The 14,005-nt window shown below is 72.4% G+C and carries 15 protein-coding genes; 10 read left to right on the forward strand and 5 right to left on the reverse strand.

Features of this window, described 5'->3' with window-relative positions; translation table 11 throughout:
* Positions 1–43 precede the first annotated feature (43 nt).
* The 9 genes from E6U81_RS08670 to E6U81_RS08710 all read left to right on the forward strand — a co-directional run bounded on the left by E6U81_RS08670 (position 44) and on the right by E6U81_RS08710 (position 8,839).
* Positions 44–1,219 carry an FAD-binding oxidoreductase gene (locus E6U81_RS08670; protein WP_136229502.1) on the forward strand — a complete coding sequence of 392 codons (1,176 nt, stop codon included), beginning with the start codon at positions 44–46 and terminating at the stop codon, positions 1,217–1,219.
* Positions 1,219–1,530: a (2Fe-2S)-binding protein gene (locus E6U81_RS08675; RefSeq protein WP_136229503.1), complete on the forward strand. Its 312-nt coding sequence runs from the start codon at positions 1,219–1,221 to the stop codon at positions 1,528–1,530. The genes E6U81_RS08670 and E6U81_RS08675 overlap by 1 nt, the downstream gene beginning before the upstream one ends.
* The gene (locus tag E6U81_RS08680) at positions 1,511–3,052 is read left to right on the forward strand and encodes an NAD(P)/FAD-dependent oxidoreductase (protein WP_136229504.1); all 1,542 of its coding nucleotides are present in this window, start codon (positions 1,511–1,513) and stop codon (positions 3,050–3,052) included. The genes E6U81_RS08675 and E6U81_RS08680 overlap by 20 nt, the downstream gene beginning before the upstream one ends.
* A gap of 75 nt (positions 3,053–3,127) precedes the next feature.
* Positions 3,128–4,042 (forward strand): dihydrodipicolinate synthase family protein, encoded by a 915-nt coding sequence (locus E6U81_RS08685; protein ID WP_136229505.1) that lies wholly within the window; start codon positions 3,128–3,130, stop codon positions 4,040–4,042.
* A 20-nt stretch (positions 4,043–4,062) separates the two neighbouring features.
* Positions 4,063–5,067 carry a proline racemase family protein gene (locus E6U81_RS08690; protein ID WP_136229506.1) on the forward strand — a complete coding sequence of 335 codons (1,005 nt, stop codon included), beginning with the start codon at positions 4,063–4,065 and terminating at the stop codon, positions 5,065–5,067.
* Positions 5,064–6,083, forward strand: coding sequence for a proline racemase family protein (locus E6U81_RS08695; RefSeq protein ID WP_240803717.1), 1,020 nt, complete (start codon positions 5,064–5,066; stop codon positions 6,081–6,083). The genes E6U81_RS08690 and E6U81_RS08695 overlap by 4 nt, the downstream gene beginning before the upstream one ends.
* On the forward strand, positions 6,080–7,021 hold the full coding sequence (locus E6U81_RS08700; RefSeq protein ID WP_346766134.1) for an ornithine cyclodeaminase family protein: 942 nt from the start codon (positions 6,080–6,082) through the stop codon (positions 7,019–7,021). Before E6U81_RS08695 ends, E6U81_RS08700 begins: the two co-directional genes overlap by 4 nt.
* Positions 7,022–7,099: 78 nt before the next feature.
* Complete coding sequence (locus E6U81_RS08705; protein ID WP_136229507.1) at positions 7,100–7,810, forward strand: GntR family transcriptional regulator; 711 nt, start codon at positions 7,100–7,102, stop codon at positions 7,808–7,810.
* A gap of 171 nt (positions 7,811–7,981) precedes the next feature.
* Complete coding sequence (locus E6U81_RS08710) at positions 7,982–8,839, forward strand: hypothetical protein (RefSeq protein WP_136229508.1); 858 nt, start codon at positions 7,982–7,984, stop codon at positions 8,837–8,839.
* On the opposite strand, the gene E6U81_RS08715 is transcribed toward E6U81_RS08710, so the two are convergent.
* The 4 genes from E6U81_RS08715 to E6U81_RS41675 form a co-directional block, all read right to left on the reverse strand.
* Positions 8,830–9,675, reverse strand: coding sequence for an aldo/keto reductase (locus E6U81_RS08715; protein WP_136229509.1), 846 nt, complete (start codon positions 9,673–9,675; stop codon positions 8,830–8,832). The two genes, E6U81_RS08710 and E6U81_RS08715, sit on opposite strands and share 10 nt — an antisense overlap.
* On the reverse strand, positions 9,609–10,820 hold the full coding sequence (locus E6U81_RS08720; protein WP_136229510.1) for a cupin domain-containing protein: 1,212 nt from the start codon (positions 10,818–10,820) through the stop codon (positions 9,609–9,611). The genes E6U81_RS08715 and E6U81_RS08720 overlap by 67 nt, the downstream gene beginning before the upstream one ends.
* A gap of 83 nt (positions 10,821–10,903) precedes the next feature.
* The gene (locus E6U81_RS39720) at positions 10,904–11,059 is read right to left on the reverse strand and encodes a hypothetical protein (RefSeq protein WP_168714587.1); all 156 of its coding nucleotides are present in this window, start codon (positions 11,057–11,059) and stop codon (positions 10,904–10,906) included.
* A 162-nt stretch (positions 11,060–11,221) separates the two neighbouring features.
* Complete coding sequence (locus E6U81_RS41675; RefSeq protein ID WP_276615799.1) at positions 11,222–11,353, reverse strand: hypothetical protein; 132 nt, start codon at positions 11,351–11,353, stop codon at positions 11,222–11,224.
* A 450-nt stretch (positions 11,354–11,803) separates the two neighbouring features.
* On the opposite strand from E6U81_RS41675, the gene E6U81_RS08730 reads away from it, so the two are divergent.
* Positions 11,804–13,162, forward strand: coding sequence for a helix-turn-helix domain-containing protein (locus tag E6U81_RS08730; RefSeq protein WP_136229512.1), 1,359 nt, complete (start codon positions 11,804–11,806; stop codon positions 13,160–13,162).
* Here the strand turns inward: E6U81_RS08730 and E6U81_RS08735 are convergent.
* On the reverse strand, positions 13,132–13,665 hold the full coding sequence (locus tag E6U81_RS08735) for an NUDIX hydrolase (RefSeq protein ID WP_136229513.1): 534 nt from the start codon (positions 13,663–13,665) through the stop codon (positions 13,132–13,134). The two genes, E6U81_RS08730 and E6U81_RS08735, sit on opposite strands and share 31 nt — an antisense overlap.
* Positions 13,666–14,005 lie beyond the last annotated feature (340 nt).

Here is a 14,005-nt window from a genome sequence, read left to right on the forward strand (position 1 = left end):
GGCCGGTCTGGGCAGGCACTAAAGAATGTGACATATTACTGTCGTGCTCAAGAGACACTCCCTGGACGCCGTGATCATCGGCGCCGGCGTCGTCGGAGCGGCCTGCGCCCACTACGCGGCCCGCGCCGGACTCTCCGTGGCCGTGGTCGACCGCGGACCCGTCGCGGGCGGCACCACCGGCGCCGGCGAAGGCAACCTGCTCGTCTCCGACAAGGAGGCGGGCCCCGAGCTCGACCTCGCCCTGCTCTCCGCACGGCTCTGGACCGAACTGGCCGCGGTCCTCCCGCGGGAGGTCGAGTACGAGCCCAAGGGCGGGCTCGTCGTCGCGCCGGACGAGGCCACCGTGAAGGCCCTGCGGATCTTCGCCGAGGGCCAGCGCGCGGCCGGCGTGGACGCGGTCGAGGTGCCCGCGCATGCCCTGCACGACCTGGAGCCGCACCTGGCCCCGGGTCTCGCGGGGGGATTCCACTACCCGCAGGACGCCCAGGTCCAGCCGGCGCAGGCCGCAGCCCGCCTGCTGGCCGCCTCCGGTGCCGAGACGTACCTCGGCGAGGAGGTGACGGAGGTCCTGCTGGACCGGGGCGCCGTACGAGGGGTCCGCACCGCCCGCCGCGAACTCCTGGCCCCCGCCGTGGTCAACGCGGCCGGCACCTGGGGCGGGCACATCGCCCGGCTCGCCGGCACGGACCTGCCCGTCCTCCCGCGCCGCGGCTTCGTCCTGGTGACCGAACCGCTGCCGAGGGTGGTCCGGCACAAGGTCTACGCCGCCGACTACATCGCGGACGTCGCCAGCGGCTCCGCCGCCCTGCAGTCCTCGGCCGTGGTCGAGGGCACCCCCGCGGGGCCGGTCCTGATCGGCGCCACCCGCGAACGGGTCGGCTTCGACCGCTCCCTCTCGACGGAGGCCCTGCGCCGGCTGGCCTCCCAGGCGGCGGCGCTCTTCCCCGTACTGTCCGACGTACGGGTCCTGCGCACCTACCACGGCTTCCGCCCCTACCTGCCCGACCACCTCCCGGCGATCGGCCCCGACCCCCGCCGCCCCGGGCTGCTGCACGCCTGCGGCCACGAGGGCGCGGGCATCGGCCTCGCCCCCGCCACCGGGCTCATGATCGCCGCCGCCCTGACGGGGGCCGAACCCCCACTGCCCGCGCACCCCTTCCGCCCGGACCGCTTCGGCAGCGGACCCGCCCCCGCCGACACCCCCGAGGAGCACCACTGATGCGCAGCCCCCGCTCCCTGGTGGGCGGCAGCCCGCAGTCCCGCTTCACGGTCGACTTCGACGGCCGTGAACTGCCCGCGCAGGAGGGCCAGAGCGTCGCCGCGGTCCTCTGGGGCGCCGGAGTCCTCGCCTGGCGCACCACCCGCGAGGGCGGCGCGCCGCGCGGGGCCTTCTGCGGGATCGGCAGCTGCTACGACTGCCTCGTCACCGTCAACGGCCGGCCGAACCAGCGCGCCTGCCTGGTCCCCGCCCGGCCGGGCGACGCCGTCACCACCCAGGAGGGAACAGGCCATGCCGACCTCGCCGTCTGACCCCGCCGAGCCGCCCCGCTCCACGGGACGGCCCAGCCCCCCGCAGCCGCCGGCCGCCGGGGCGGGGCCGGTCGACCTGGCCGTCGTCGGGGCCGGGCCGGCCGGGCTGGCCGCGGCTGTCACCGCCGCCGGGCTGGGGCTCCGGGTCGCCGTCCTCGACGCGGGCGACCGCCCCGGCGGGCAGTACTACCGCCACCCCGCGCCCGGCCTGGGCGCGGCCCGCCCCGAGGCCCTGCACCACGGCTGGGCCGAGTTCGCGACCCGCGAGGCCGCCCTGCGCGCCCACGAAGCGGCGGGCCGGATCACGTACCTGCCGCTCCACCACGTGTGGACGGTCGTCCCGGGCGAGGCGGCCGGGACGGACGGCGGGCATGCCGCGCCCGCCGCGGAGTGGACCCTGCACGCCGTCGCCGGCCACGCCCCCGACGAGCGGGCCGCGCTCGTCACGGCCCGCGCCGTGCTCATCGCCACCGGCTCCTACGAGCGCCAGCTGCCCTTCCCCGGCTGGACCCTGCCCGGGGTGGTCGGGGCCGGCGGGGCGCAGGCCATGCTCAAGGGCGGACTGGTGCTGCCGGGCAAGCGCGTGGTGGTCGCCGGGAGCGGTCCGCTGCTGCTGGCGGTGGCCGGGTCGCTGGCCGCCGCCGGAGCCGCCGTGCCCGCCGTGGTGGAGGCCGCCGCCTACACCGCGTACGCGGGCCGGGTGCCCGTCCTGCTGCGCAACCCCGGCAAGCTCGTCGAGGCGGCCGTCCACGGCGGGGCCCTGGCCCGGCACCACGTCCGGCTGCTGACCCGCCACGCCGTCACGGAGGCCCACGGAACCGGCCGGATCGAGGCCGTCACCGTGGCCCGGCTCGACCGCGACTGGCGCCCGCTGCCCGGCACCGCCCGCCGGATCCCCTGCGACGCACTGGCCGTCGGCCACGGGCTGGTGCCCCAGCTCGAACTCGCCACCGGACTCGGCTGCGCCACCCGGTCCGCCCCCGACGGCACGGTCGCCCTGGAGGTGGACGCCGGACAGCGCACCACCGTCCCTGGCATCTGGTCCGCGGGGGAGACCGGCGGCATCGGCGGCGCCCGACTGGCCCTGACCGAGGGCGAGCTGGCCGCGCACTCGGTGGCCGCCGCGCTGCGCCCCGGGCAGCCGGACCCGGCCCCGGGCGCCGACCGCCGCGTCACCCGCCTCGCCCGCCGCCGCGCGCGGCTGCGCGCCTTCGCCGACGCCATGGGCGCCGCCCACCGCCCCGGCGAGGGCTGGACCGGCTGGCTGCGCGACGACGCCGTCGTGTGCCGCTGCGAGGAGGTTCCGGCCGGCCGGATCCGCGAGGCGGCCGAGGATCTGGGGGCGCGGGACGCCCGGACCGTCAAACTCCTCACCCGGGCCGGGATGGGCTGGTGCCAGGGCCGGATGTGCGGACCGGCCGTCGCCGCCCTCGCCGGACGGGAGCCCGCGGCGGACCGGCGGCCCTTCTCCTGCCCGGTTCCGCTGAGCCACCTCGCCGAACTTCCCGCCACCGACCGCTGATCAGGGGTGTCCCGGCCCTTGTGGCCGCGCCACACCCACTAGTAAAATGTCACACACCACACTAGGGAGCCTCTCATGACCAACGCGCACACCCCCGCGCCCCGCACCCGTCCCTGGCACGGAATCATGGTCGCCACCGCGCTCCCCCTGCGCGAGGACCTCTCCGTCGACCACGACGCCTACGCCGAGCACGTGGCCTGGCTGATCGCCAACGGCTGCGACGGCGTGGTCCCCAACGGCTCCCTCGGGGAGTACCAGACCCTCACCGACGAGGAGCGGGCGCGGGTCGTGCGTACCGCCGTCGAGGCCGCCGGCGACGGCGCCCGCGTGATGCCCGGCGTCGCCGCCTACGGCAGCGCCGAGGCCCGCCGCTGGGCCGAGCAGGCCGCCGAGGCGGGCGCCGGCTCCGTCCTCCTGCTGCCGCCCAACGCCTTCCGCGCGGACGAGGAGACCGTACGCGCCCACTACGCCGAGGTCGCGCGCGCCGGGCTGCCCGTCGTCGCGTACAACAACCCCATCGACACCAAGGTGGACCTGGTCCCCTCCCTGCTCGCCCGGCTGCACGCCGACGGGTCCATCGTCGCCGTGAAGGAGTTCAGCGGGGACGTGCGCCGCGCCTACGAGATCGCCGAGCTCGCCCCGGGCCTCGACCTGCTCATCGGCGCCGACGACGTCCTCCTCGAACTCGCCCTCGCGGGCGCCGTCGGCTGGATCGCCGGCTACCCCAACGCCCTGCCGCGGTCCTGCGCCACCCTCTACCGGGCGGCCGTCGCCGGCGACCTCGACACCGCGCTGCCGCTCTACAAGTCCCTGCACTCCCTGCTGCGCTGGGACTCCAAGACCGAGTTCGTCCAGGCCATCAAGCTCTCCATGGACCTGGCCGGCCGCCCCGGCGGCGCCACCCGCCCGCCGCGCTTCCCGCTCACCGGCGACACCGAGGCCGCCGTCCGCGCCGCCACCGAGAAGGCCCTGGCCGAGGGCCTCAACTAACCAGCCGGAAGGGACGCCTGATGCGTACGCGCCACGTCTACCACGCGGTGGACTCGCACACCGAGGGCATGCCGACCCGGGTCGTCACCGGGGGAGTCGGGGTGGTCCCCGGCGCCACCATGGCCGAGAAGCGGCTCCACTTCATCGAGCACATGGACCACGTACGGACCCTGCTGATGTACGAGCCGCGGGGGCACTCCGCGATGAGCGGCGCCATCCTGCAGCCCCCGACCCGGCCCGACGCGGACTACGGCGTCCTCTACATCGAGGTGTCGGGCCTGCTGCCCATGTGCGGGCACGGCACCATCGGGGTGGCGACCGTGCTCGTCGAGACGGGCATGGTGCCCGTCGTCGAGCCGGTCACCACCGTCCGGCTCGACACCCCCGCCGGGCTGGTGAGCGTCGACGTGCGGGTGGAGGACGGGGCGGCGACCGCCGTCACCCTCACCAACGTCCCCTCCTTCAGCGTCGGCCTGGACCTCAAGGCCGACGTGCCCGGCCATGGCACGGTCGCCTACGACCTCGCCTACGGCGGCAACTTCTACGCCTTCGTCGAACTGGAGGCCCTCGGGCTGCCCTTCGACCGCTCCCGCAAGGACGACCTGCTCGCCGCCGGGCTGGCCGTCATGGACGCGATCAACGCCGGCCCGGACCGGCCCGTCCACCCCGAGAACCCCTCCATCGCCGGGGTCAAGCACGTCTACCTCGCCGCGCCCGGCTCCGACGCCCGCCGCTCCCGGCACGCCATGGCGATCCACCCCGGCTGGTTCGACCGCTCGCCCTGCGGTACGGGCACCAGCGCGCGGATGGCCCAGCTGCACGCCCGCGGCCTCCTCGAACTCGGCGCCGACTTCGTCAACGAGTCCTTCATCGGGACCGAGTTCACCGGCCGGCTCGTCGAGCGGACCACCGTCGGCGGCCTGCCCGCCGTGGTGCCGACCGTCACCGGCCGGGCCTGGATCACCGGCACCGCGCAGTACTTCCTCGACCCGTCCGACCCCTTCCCCGGAGGCTTCCTCCTGTGATCACCGTCCGAACGGTGGACTACCACACCGCCGGCGAGCCCTTCCGGATCGTCGACACCGCCGGCGCGGGCATGCCTCCCGCCCCGGGGGACACCGTCGCCGAGCGCTGCGCCACCGCCATCGGCCCGGGCGGATCGGGGACCGCGCCGCGCCGGGGCGCGCTGGACGACGTACGGCGGATGCTCGTGCAGGAGCCGCGCGGACACGCCGGGATGTACGGCGGGTTCGTGGTCCCCGCCGACGACGACGGGGCCCACTTCGGCGTGCTGTTCTGGCACAAGGACGGCTACTCGACAGCCTGCGGCCACGGCGCCATGGCCCTCGGGGCCTGGGCGGTCGACAGCGGCCGGGTCCCCGCCCCGGACGACGGGGACGCCCCGGTGCGGATCGACGTACCGTCCGGGCGGGTCACGGCCACCGTCCACCGCGGCGGGGGCCGCACCACCGGGATCACCTTCCGCAACGTGCCGGCCCGGGTCGGCGCCCGCAAGGTGCCCGTCGCCACCTCGCTCGGGCTGGCCGAGGTGGACATCGCGCACGCCGGCGCCTGCTACGCCTCCGTCCGCGCCCGCGACCTCGGCCTGGAGGTCTCGCGCACCGCACTGCCCGAGCTGGTGCGTGCCGGGCAGGAGATCCGGGCCGCGCTCGCCACCCATCCCGCCACCTGGCACCCCGACGGCCCGCTGCTGTCCGGGGTCTACGGGGTGATCCTCCACGAGGAGCTGCCCGACACCCCGTTCGGGCCGCACCAGCGCAACGTGACCGTCTTCGCCGACGGGCAGGTCGACCGCTCGCCCTGCGGCTCCGGCACCTCGACGCGGCTGGCGCTGCTCGCGGAGGACGGACGGCTCGGCCCGGGCGAGGACCTGCTGAGCGAGTCCGTCACCGGCACCGTGTTCACCGGCCGGATGCTGGACGGCGGGGTCACCGAGGTCACCGGCAGCGCCCACCGCACCGGTGAACACGCCTTCTCCGTGGACCCGTACGACGCCCTCGGCACGGGGTTCCTGCTGTGACGGGCATACCCCAGTTCGGTGCCGCGGCCATGGCGGCGGCGCTCGGCCCGGCCGCGGCCGCCGACGCCCTGGCCGCCGCCCTGCGCGGCGGCCTCGACCCGGAGGGCTGCCCGCCGCGCTCCGCGATCGACGTGGCCGGCGACGGCGAACTGCTGCTGATGCCGGCCGCGTCCGGGGCGTACGCGGGGGTGAAGATCGCCGGGGTCGCACCGGGGAACCCGGCCCGCGGGCTGCCCCGGATCACCGGCTCCTACCTCCTGCTGGACGGCCCCAGCCTGCGACCGCTGGCCCTGCTCGACGGCGCGGCCCTGACCGCCCTGCGCACACCGGCGGTCTCCGCCCTCGCACTGCGCCACCTGGCGCCGGCCGGGCGGCCGCCCCGAATGGTGCTCTTCGGCTCCGGACCGCAGGCGTACGGGCACCTGCAAGCAGCGTTGGCGGAGCGGGAGTTGGCCGAGGTCGTGGTGGTCGCCCGCAACGGTGCGCGAGCCGGGCGGCTCGCCGCGCACGCGCGCACCCTGGGGGTGCCGGCCGCCCGGACCGGCACCCCCGCGGACGTGGCCGAGGCCGACCTCGTCATCTGCTGCACCACGGCCCGGGAACCGCTCTTCGACGGGCGGCTGGTGCGGTCGGACGCGGTGGTCGTGGCCGTCGGATCGCACGAGCCGACCGCCCGGGAGACCGACACCGCCCTCGTGCGACGCGCGGCGGTGTACGTGGAGTCGCGTGCGGCGGCGCTGCGGGAGGCCGGCGACCTGCTCGTCCCGGAGGCGGAGGGGGCCATCGGGGCGGGGCACATCACGGGCACGCTCGCGGACCTGGTCGCCGGACGGCTGCCGGCGGGAGGCGAGCGGGGTTGTCCACAGCTCTTCAAGAGTGTGGGCATGGCCTGGGAAGATCTTGCCGTGGCGGTCGCGCTGTACGAGGCCGACCGCTGAGGTGTGAGCAGCGCAACGTGACATTGTACGCTGTTGCTCTGCTCGTCGGCAGGTGAAAAGGGTCTCGGAGGAAACGCAATGGGTGACCTGAAGCAGCACAGTCTCATCAAGGCCCAGGAACGACTCCGCGACCAGGTCGGCCACGCCCTCCGAGCCGCTCTGATAGCGGGTGAGCTGCGCCCCGGCAGCGTCTACTCCGCCCCCGGCCTCGCGGCCGAACTCGGCGTGTCGGCAACCCCGGTGCGCGAGGCCATGCTCGACCTGGCACGGGAGGGCCTGGTCGAGCCGGTGCGCAACAAGGGCTTCCGGATCACCGAGGTCAGCGAGCGCGACCTCGACCAGTACACCGAGCTGCGCACCATGATCGAGGTGCCGACCATCGGCCGGATCACGAAGACGGCCACGGCCGAGCAGCTGGAGGAACTGCGCCCCATCGCGCAGGAGATCGTCACCAGCGCCCGCGAGCACAACCTCATCGGCTACCTGGAGGCCGACCGCCGCTTCCACCTCACGCTGCTGGGCCTCGCGGGCAACGAACGGCTCGTGGAGACCGTGGGCGACCTGCGCAAGCGCTCCCGCCTGTACGGGCTGACCGGCCTGGACGAGGCGGGCAAGCTGGTCTCCTCCGCCGAGGAGCACCTGGAGCTGCTGGACCTGATGATCAGCGGCGACGCGAAGGCGGCGGAGGCCTGCATGCAGCGCCACCTGGGCCACGTCCGCTCCCTCTGGGCCCAGGGCCGCGACGAACCGGTGGGCCGCACCCCGGGCGGCCTGGGCCCGGTCCGCTAGCCCGTCGCGGCGCGAGCCACCGTGGGTCCGAATCTCCCACCCGCCGCACCAGGTCGGACAACGCGTTGATCGGAAGGGGTGTCCCGACCGGGGGCGCCCCTTCGCCATGTGTTCCTGCCTCACCCCGTTTCCGCTTCCTGCTACGGTCATTCGTTCGCCGAGGAGGTCGTGATGAAGGGGACCCTGCCCGTAGCTGCCCAGGTGGATCTGCGCCGTCAACCGGTGGACGACGTATTGGAGCGTGTGGAAGAGGCCCTCCACGTGCGACTGGACCGGCAGACGCTCATTCGCAAGCGCCGTTCCCTTGGGGGCCGTACGGAGCGGGGGACGTGGGTGCGTATCGAGCGGCGGGGATTCGAGCGGATCGGCCCGCAGGGCTGGAACGGGACCGAGGCCGCCGCCGTGCTGCAAGGCGTCGCGATGCCCGAGTGGTACCGAGGCCTGGCGTGGCGAGAGCCGGGCGAGCCGGTGATGTGGCGCGCGGATGAGCTGGAGCTGATCGCATCGCGGTCTGTCGGCAAGGGCGCCCTGGTGCTCGAAGATCCGGGCCTGCCGGACGAGTGGTGGGATGCACTGAACGCCTCCCTGGACGCGCTTGCCTCACAGCAGACACCGCGGATCGCGACGCCCGACACGGTGACGATCACGCAGGAGCAGGTGACCCAGACCCTCGGAGCGGTCTTCCCCGGGGTGGCGGATATGCGGATCGAGCGGTGGGCTCCGGCGCATGCGGATCTGACCTGGGCCAACGTGATGGGCCCGCAGTTCTGCCTCATCGACTGGGAGGACTGGGGCATGGCGCCCCGGGGCCTGGACGCCGCAACGCTGTGGGGCAACGCGCTTGCCGTCCCGGGGCTCGCTGACCGCGTCCGCCAGGAGCGGCGTGCGGACCTGGAGAGCCGGGACGGGAAGCTGATGTCGCTGTTCTTCCTGTCGAAGATCGTCGGACCCTACGCGTACGAGGAGGACCCGCTGCTGGCGCCGGCCCGGAAGGAGGCCGAGCGCCTGGTGGCCGAGCTTCAGCTCTGACGGTGTCCATGGAGAGCCCGCAAGTACTGACTGACGGCGGCGGTGTCCACCTCCGCGCCCAGCGCCTGGACCAACTGGGCCAGGTGCCCGGGGTCGTCAGTACCGACCGCCACTGCGGAGGCGCTGGGCAGGTGGAACGCGGTCCGGAATGCCGCCTGCACGCGGGACAAGTCGTCGTGGGGCGGTCGGAGGAACGGGCGCGGGTCGAAGTCCTCCCACACCTGCCTGTGACCGCCGCCGAAGGGGCTCATGCCCCAGGTCTCGCCTGCCTGCCATGCGGTGCGCAGGACGGTGGTGGCGTTGAGGAGGTCGATGCCCACGAGGAGACCGGCCCGGACCATGAGGACGTCCGGAGGCGGCAGGCCCTCCACACGGACCCTGCCGAGCGGCCGGGTGTCCCAGGAGGCCACGCCCCAGACGCGGCACAGACCGTCGCGGGCAGCGCTGGCCAGGGCGGTGCAGGCATGGCCGAGGAGGGCGTGGCCATTGGCAGGAGACAGACCCGCAAGGCTCCGTTCGGGGTTGTGGAGGAACACGGTGTCAGGCTCCCTGCCGAGTTCCTTGGCCGCCCGCTCGACGGCCAGCCGCAGCCGGACGGGATCAAGCGAGTGCTCAGCACCTCCGGCGCTGGGGAAGAAGCCCACCTTCGTGGAGAGGGAGAACTTCGGCAGCAGGTCGGCGGCCGTCTCGGCCAGTGCCAGGTGCGAGCGAGAACCGAAGTAGGAAGCAGCGGTGTCCAGGGCTGTGACGCCGAGGTCGAGTGCGGCCGTCAGGAGGTCGCGGTGGTGACGAGACCGGTGTAGGCCGAGGACAAGGCGGGGGTCAGCTCCGTGCACAGTTCCTCCTTCAGCAGGATCTCGGCGAGCTGGTCCACGTCCACACCGGTCTTCTCGGCGGCGTCGGCGATGTCGACGGGGTGGCCGCTCAGCAGCAGGGCCAGGGCGGAGTACGCCTTGCCGGCGAACGTGAGTCGCTTGCCGGCGGCGAGCACGTCCACGGTGTCGTGGTGCTTCTCGATCACGGGCTCGAAGTCGGTGACGCACACGACGGCCACGGCCTTGCCGAACAGACCGGTGGCCGGCACGTGCCGGGCGGCCAGACGCTCCCGCTCGCGGGCATCGAAGAAGTCCTGCGGAGTCAGCTTCGCAGCCAGCTCCGCGACGGCGTCGGTCAGGAGCCGCTGCTGTCCCTCCCACTGGCCGGGGGAGTTCCAACGACCCAGGTCGTACCGGAACAGCTCCTGCGTGCGGGCCTGGTCGGCGAGCCAAGCCAACCAGTTCACGCCGACGCGCTTCACGATGCCGAAGGTGGCGTGAAGGCTGTAGCCGTCGCCCTGGTCGTCGCGAGTGGCCTGGTGCCAGAAGCCGCGGGGGATGTGCATCACATCGCCGGGCTCCATGACGCCCTGCCACACGATCTCCCCGCTGGGCTCGGCGTTGGGGGCGGCGTCGCGGTACATCGGAACCTTGCGCGAGGTACCGCGGACTTCCCAGCTCTTGCGGCCGGCGAGCTGGACGATGACGGTGTCGTGGTCGTCCCAGTGGAGTTTGAAGCCACTGGCGTCCTGGGTGGTCAGGTAGGCGTTCACCTGCACCAGCTCGCGGACCCACCACTGGAGCGCCCGGCAGGTGGCTTCCATGACCGGATCGAAGAAGTCGACCTCGTCCAAGACCATGGTGCAGCCCTCGCGCATCAGCCCGCCGACGCGGCGCATGTCGGCCATGGGGATGGCCTGCCCCCGCCGGGTGACGGAGGGCTGGATGTAGAGGCCGGGGTGCAGTTCGGCCCCGTCTTGGAAGATGCGGAACTGGGGGGTAGTGACGCTGCGGCGCATCACCAGGTCCAGCAGCTTCCTAGGGTTGAGCAGGCGATCGAGCAGCTCGAGGTCCCCGATCGTTCCCCGGGCGAAACCGGCTCCGAGTGCACCGGGCCCGTCCCAGCCGAGGGCCTTTTCCAGTGCTGTGACGAAGTGGTGGTCCACGTGTTCCTCCGGTCGGCGTCATGGCGTGAGGGCCCGGGGGCCCGTCGTGAAAGACGGGCCCCCGGGTTGGTGCTGTGGAGGTGCTACTCCTGCGGGAGGTTCAGGCCGTCGCGGTTCTCACCGTCATCACCCGCGGAGGTACCGGTGGAGTCGGACTCCGCCGCCGCAGCGGTGAAGCGGTCCTGGACCTTGATCAGGCTCTCGACTCCAATCAGGAGGTCTTCCTTCTGTGCTGTCATGTGTGTCTCCATTTCCTGGAAGTCAAGGGCCGACGGGTGCCGGCCCAGCCCCGATGGGGCGTGCCTCACCAGCGCGGTTGATTTCGGGCCGGTGAGGAGAGGGGGTGGCGTGAGGCCACGCGCTGAGCGAGTGCGGAATTCGTGCCGGAAGCCGGTTGCCACTCAGTGGCCGGGATCACCGGCGATGGCCAGGGTGACCACCAGGATGGTGACGACGGCGGCGTAGAGGAGCACGGCGAGCTGTTGGCGCCAGCCCCGCGGAGCTCGACCACGTACCCGGGAATTCCGTTCCAAGGGAGCTTTCAACGTTGGAAGGCGGCCACTACGCCGACCCCGGCGCGATGGATGCCGGCTGAAGGGCACGGACCGACGACGCGGTACCGCCGCAGCGGGGGCATTCGCACGGGGGGTAGCGGCCGGGGTTGGAGAGGATGTCGAACGGGTCGCCTTCCAGGACCCGCGTGCTCGGCGACCACGTCCGGCCCGAGTCCCGCGATACCCGGATGCTCATCAGGACGCGGGGCTCTATGCCCAGGTCAGGGGTCTCCCCAAGGGCCGTTCGCTGTGTGTCGGGAGTGCCCGCCGAATCGTTCAAGGCGGTCGTCCTCGGTCGCTTCGCCATGTCCAGAAGGATCGCGATCAGGACGACGAGCCAGAAAGGTCCAGCGGATTACCCAACTTGGGTAACATCACGCTCGGTTGAGACCTTGAAGCGATCCGTAGTCTTCCTCCGGAGCGTGCCTGATGCCCGAGACGCGTCGTACGAAGGAACTGCCAGCAAGTCTGCTCACCGAGCCCGAGATGATCGACGCGTGCCGCGTGCGCGACTTCGCGAGGGTCTTTCGCCTGGTCAAGACTCGGGCAGGTATCTACCCGTCGATGATCGCGCGGCAGTGCGAGCTGACGCCGAGCCGGGTGGGAGAGGTGATCGCGGGACAGCGGCAGCTCGTCCACATGGACGTGATCGAGCGGATTGCCGATGGGTTGCGCATCCCGGGGCACATGCTCGGGCTCGCACGTCGCACGTGGGAGACGCCGGCTGTCTTGTCCGTGGCCCAGCCGGAGCAGCCGGAGTTCGGTCACGTGGCCGTTGAGCCGAAGCCCCTCAGCGCCTTACCAAGCGTGGAGGTGGACAGCATCCTGGCCCTGGCCGCCGGGACGAACCCGAGCCCATCCACGCTGCACGCCCTGCGTTCTTCGATCGAGGACTACTGGCGTCGCGACGACGAGCACGGGGGTGAAACACTCCGGCCTGCTGTCGTCGGCCAGCTGCGATATGTCGAGGGGCTACTGAAGGATCAGCGGCCGGCGCCGATACAGCAGGGCCTGTACGGCGTCGCGGCGGAGCTGGCGCGGTTGACCGGGTGGACGTATTTCGACGCCCGGCAGTACCACCAGGCCCGCACATACTTTTCGGAGGCTCTGCAACTGGCCCGACAGATTGACGACCACCCGTTTATGGCCAACGTGCTGGCGTGCATGAGCCTGCAAGCGACCTACCAGGACAAGCCGGCGGACGCGCTTGCACTGGTGTCTGCCGCCCAAGACCAGGCCCGAGCGGCCATCGGCACGACGCCGAGAGTCCGGGCCATGCTGGCCATGCGTGAGGCGTTCGCCCACGCGACCTTGGGCGACCGGACAGCGACCCACACCGCGATCGCGGAGGCCCACAGCCAGTACGGCCGGATCAAGACGGACGACCCGGACCCGGCATGGGTGGCGTACTTCGACGAGCCGAAGCTCATCGTGGACACGGGGATCGCGCACGGCCGCCTCGGCGAGGCAGTGATGGCCGAACCGTTGATCGCGGACGCGCTGGAGCGGGAGGACCCCGCGAACCAGCGGGGTAGGGCGTTCCATGCCTTCTGGCTGGCCCGTACGCAGCTCCAGCGGGGCAAGCTCGACCAGGCCTGCCAGACGGCGATTGAGGCACTGGTGCCTGCGGCAGCCGTGTCGTCCGAGCGGGTGACCGGGCACCTTCGCGAGTTCTACGAGCAGCTTGCGCCGTATCGCGAGGTGCCGGCCGCAGTCGCCTTCGAGGCACGCCTACGAGTGATGCTTCCCCCACAGGGTCAGCGAACCCCTTCGTCCATCAGGACGTAGAGCAGGCCGACGAGGGAGCCGCTGCTGACGATCTCGCGGCGGTCGATCATGCCCCGGATGTTCGCCAGGGGAATCCACTCGATCCGGTCCGACTCGTTCTTCTCGGTCGGCGGCCCGTCGTACGTGGCGCCGCCGGCGCGGAACAGGTGGTGCTGGGAGTCCGTGATGCCGTTCGCCGGTTCGGCGTAGATCAGCGGCTTCATCGGGCCGGGACGCCAGCCGGTCTCTTCGAGGACTTCACGGGCGGCAGCCTCGCCGGGGGTCTCGTCCGCCTCGACCAAGCCCATGGGCAGTTCCCAAGCCCATGCGTCCGTGATGAAGCGGTGGCGCCACATCATCAGGACCTCTTGCCGGTCGTTGATCACGGCGGCCACGGCCAAGTGGCGCAGCTTGACGACGTGGTGTTCCCAGCGGTGCCCGTCCGGCGTCTCGACATCGGTGAGCCACAGGTTCACCCATGGGTTCTCATAGATCGGACGTTCCCCGTGGATCTTCCACTGCATCTCTGCGGCCCCTCTCGATCGACCACCAGCATCGCAGAGCCAGGCTGAACGGCACCTACATTCAAGCAAATTCGCGTCACAGTGACGAAAATGGTGCGGGATGCGCGGAGGGATGGGGCGATGAGCAGCGTCGGCAGTGCCCTTGGAGGAATGCTAGGAACAGCCCTCGTCCGATGCGTCGGACGAGGGCTGTTGATGCCAAGACGCCACTCACTGGTGGAGGGGTCTGACCATCACCGAACTAGCAGGAGTCGCTGTTGTCCTCCTGGTTGCGGCGCCCACGCCACCGGGCGCGTGCGTTTCGACTCGTCAGGATGCAGATGGTTGTGACCGTGCTTGC

The sequence above is a fragment of the Streptomyces sp. A0592 genome, assembly GCF_004795115.1.
Taxonomy (GTDB): Bacteria; Actinomycetota; Actinomycetes; order Streptomycetales; family Streptomycetaceae; genus Streptomyces; species Streptomyces erythrochromogenes.

Coding starts and splice junctions, on each gene's coding strand:
- E6U81_RS39720 (WP_168714587.1), bottom strand. CDS start 11,059: ATGACAGCACAGAAGGAAGACCTCCTGATTGGAGTCGAGAGCCTGATC.
- E6U81_RS08710 (WP_136229508.1), top strand. CDS start 7,982: ATGAAGGGGACCCTGCCCGTAGCTGCCCAGGTGGATCTGCGCCGTCAA.
- E6U81_RS08685 (WP_136229505.1), top strand. CDS start 3,128: ATGACCAACGCGCACACCCCCGCGCCCCGCACCCGTCCCTGGCACGGA.
- E6U81_RS08675 (WP_136229503.1), top strand. CDS start 1,219: ATGCGCAGCCCCCGCTCCCTGGTGGGCGGCAGCCCGCAGTCCCGCTTC.
- E6U81_RS08680 (WP_136229504.1), top strand. CDS start 1,511: ATGCCGACCTCGCCGTCTGACCCCGCCGAGCCGCCCCGCTCCACGGGA.
- E6U81_RS08705 (WP_136229507.1), top strand. CDS start 7,100: ATGGGTGACCTGAAGCAGCACAGTCTCATCAAGGCCCAGGAACGACTC.
- E6U81_RS08735 (WP_136229513.1), bottom strand. CDS start 13,665: ATGCAGTGGAAGATCCACGGGGAACGTCCGATCTATGAGAACCCATGG.
- E6U81_RS08690 (WP_136229506.1), top strand. CDS start 4,063: ATGCGTACGCGCCACGTCTACCACGCGGTGGACTCGCACACCGAGGGC.
- E6U81_RS08730 (WP_136229512.1), top strand. CDS start 11,804: ATGCCCGAGACGCGTCGTACGAAGGAACTGCCAGCAAGTCTGCTCACC.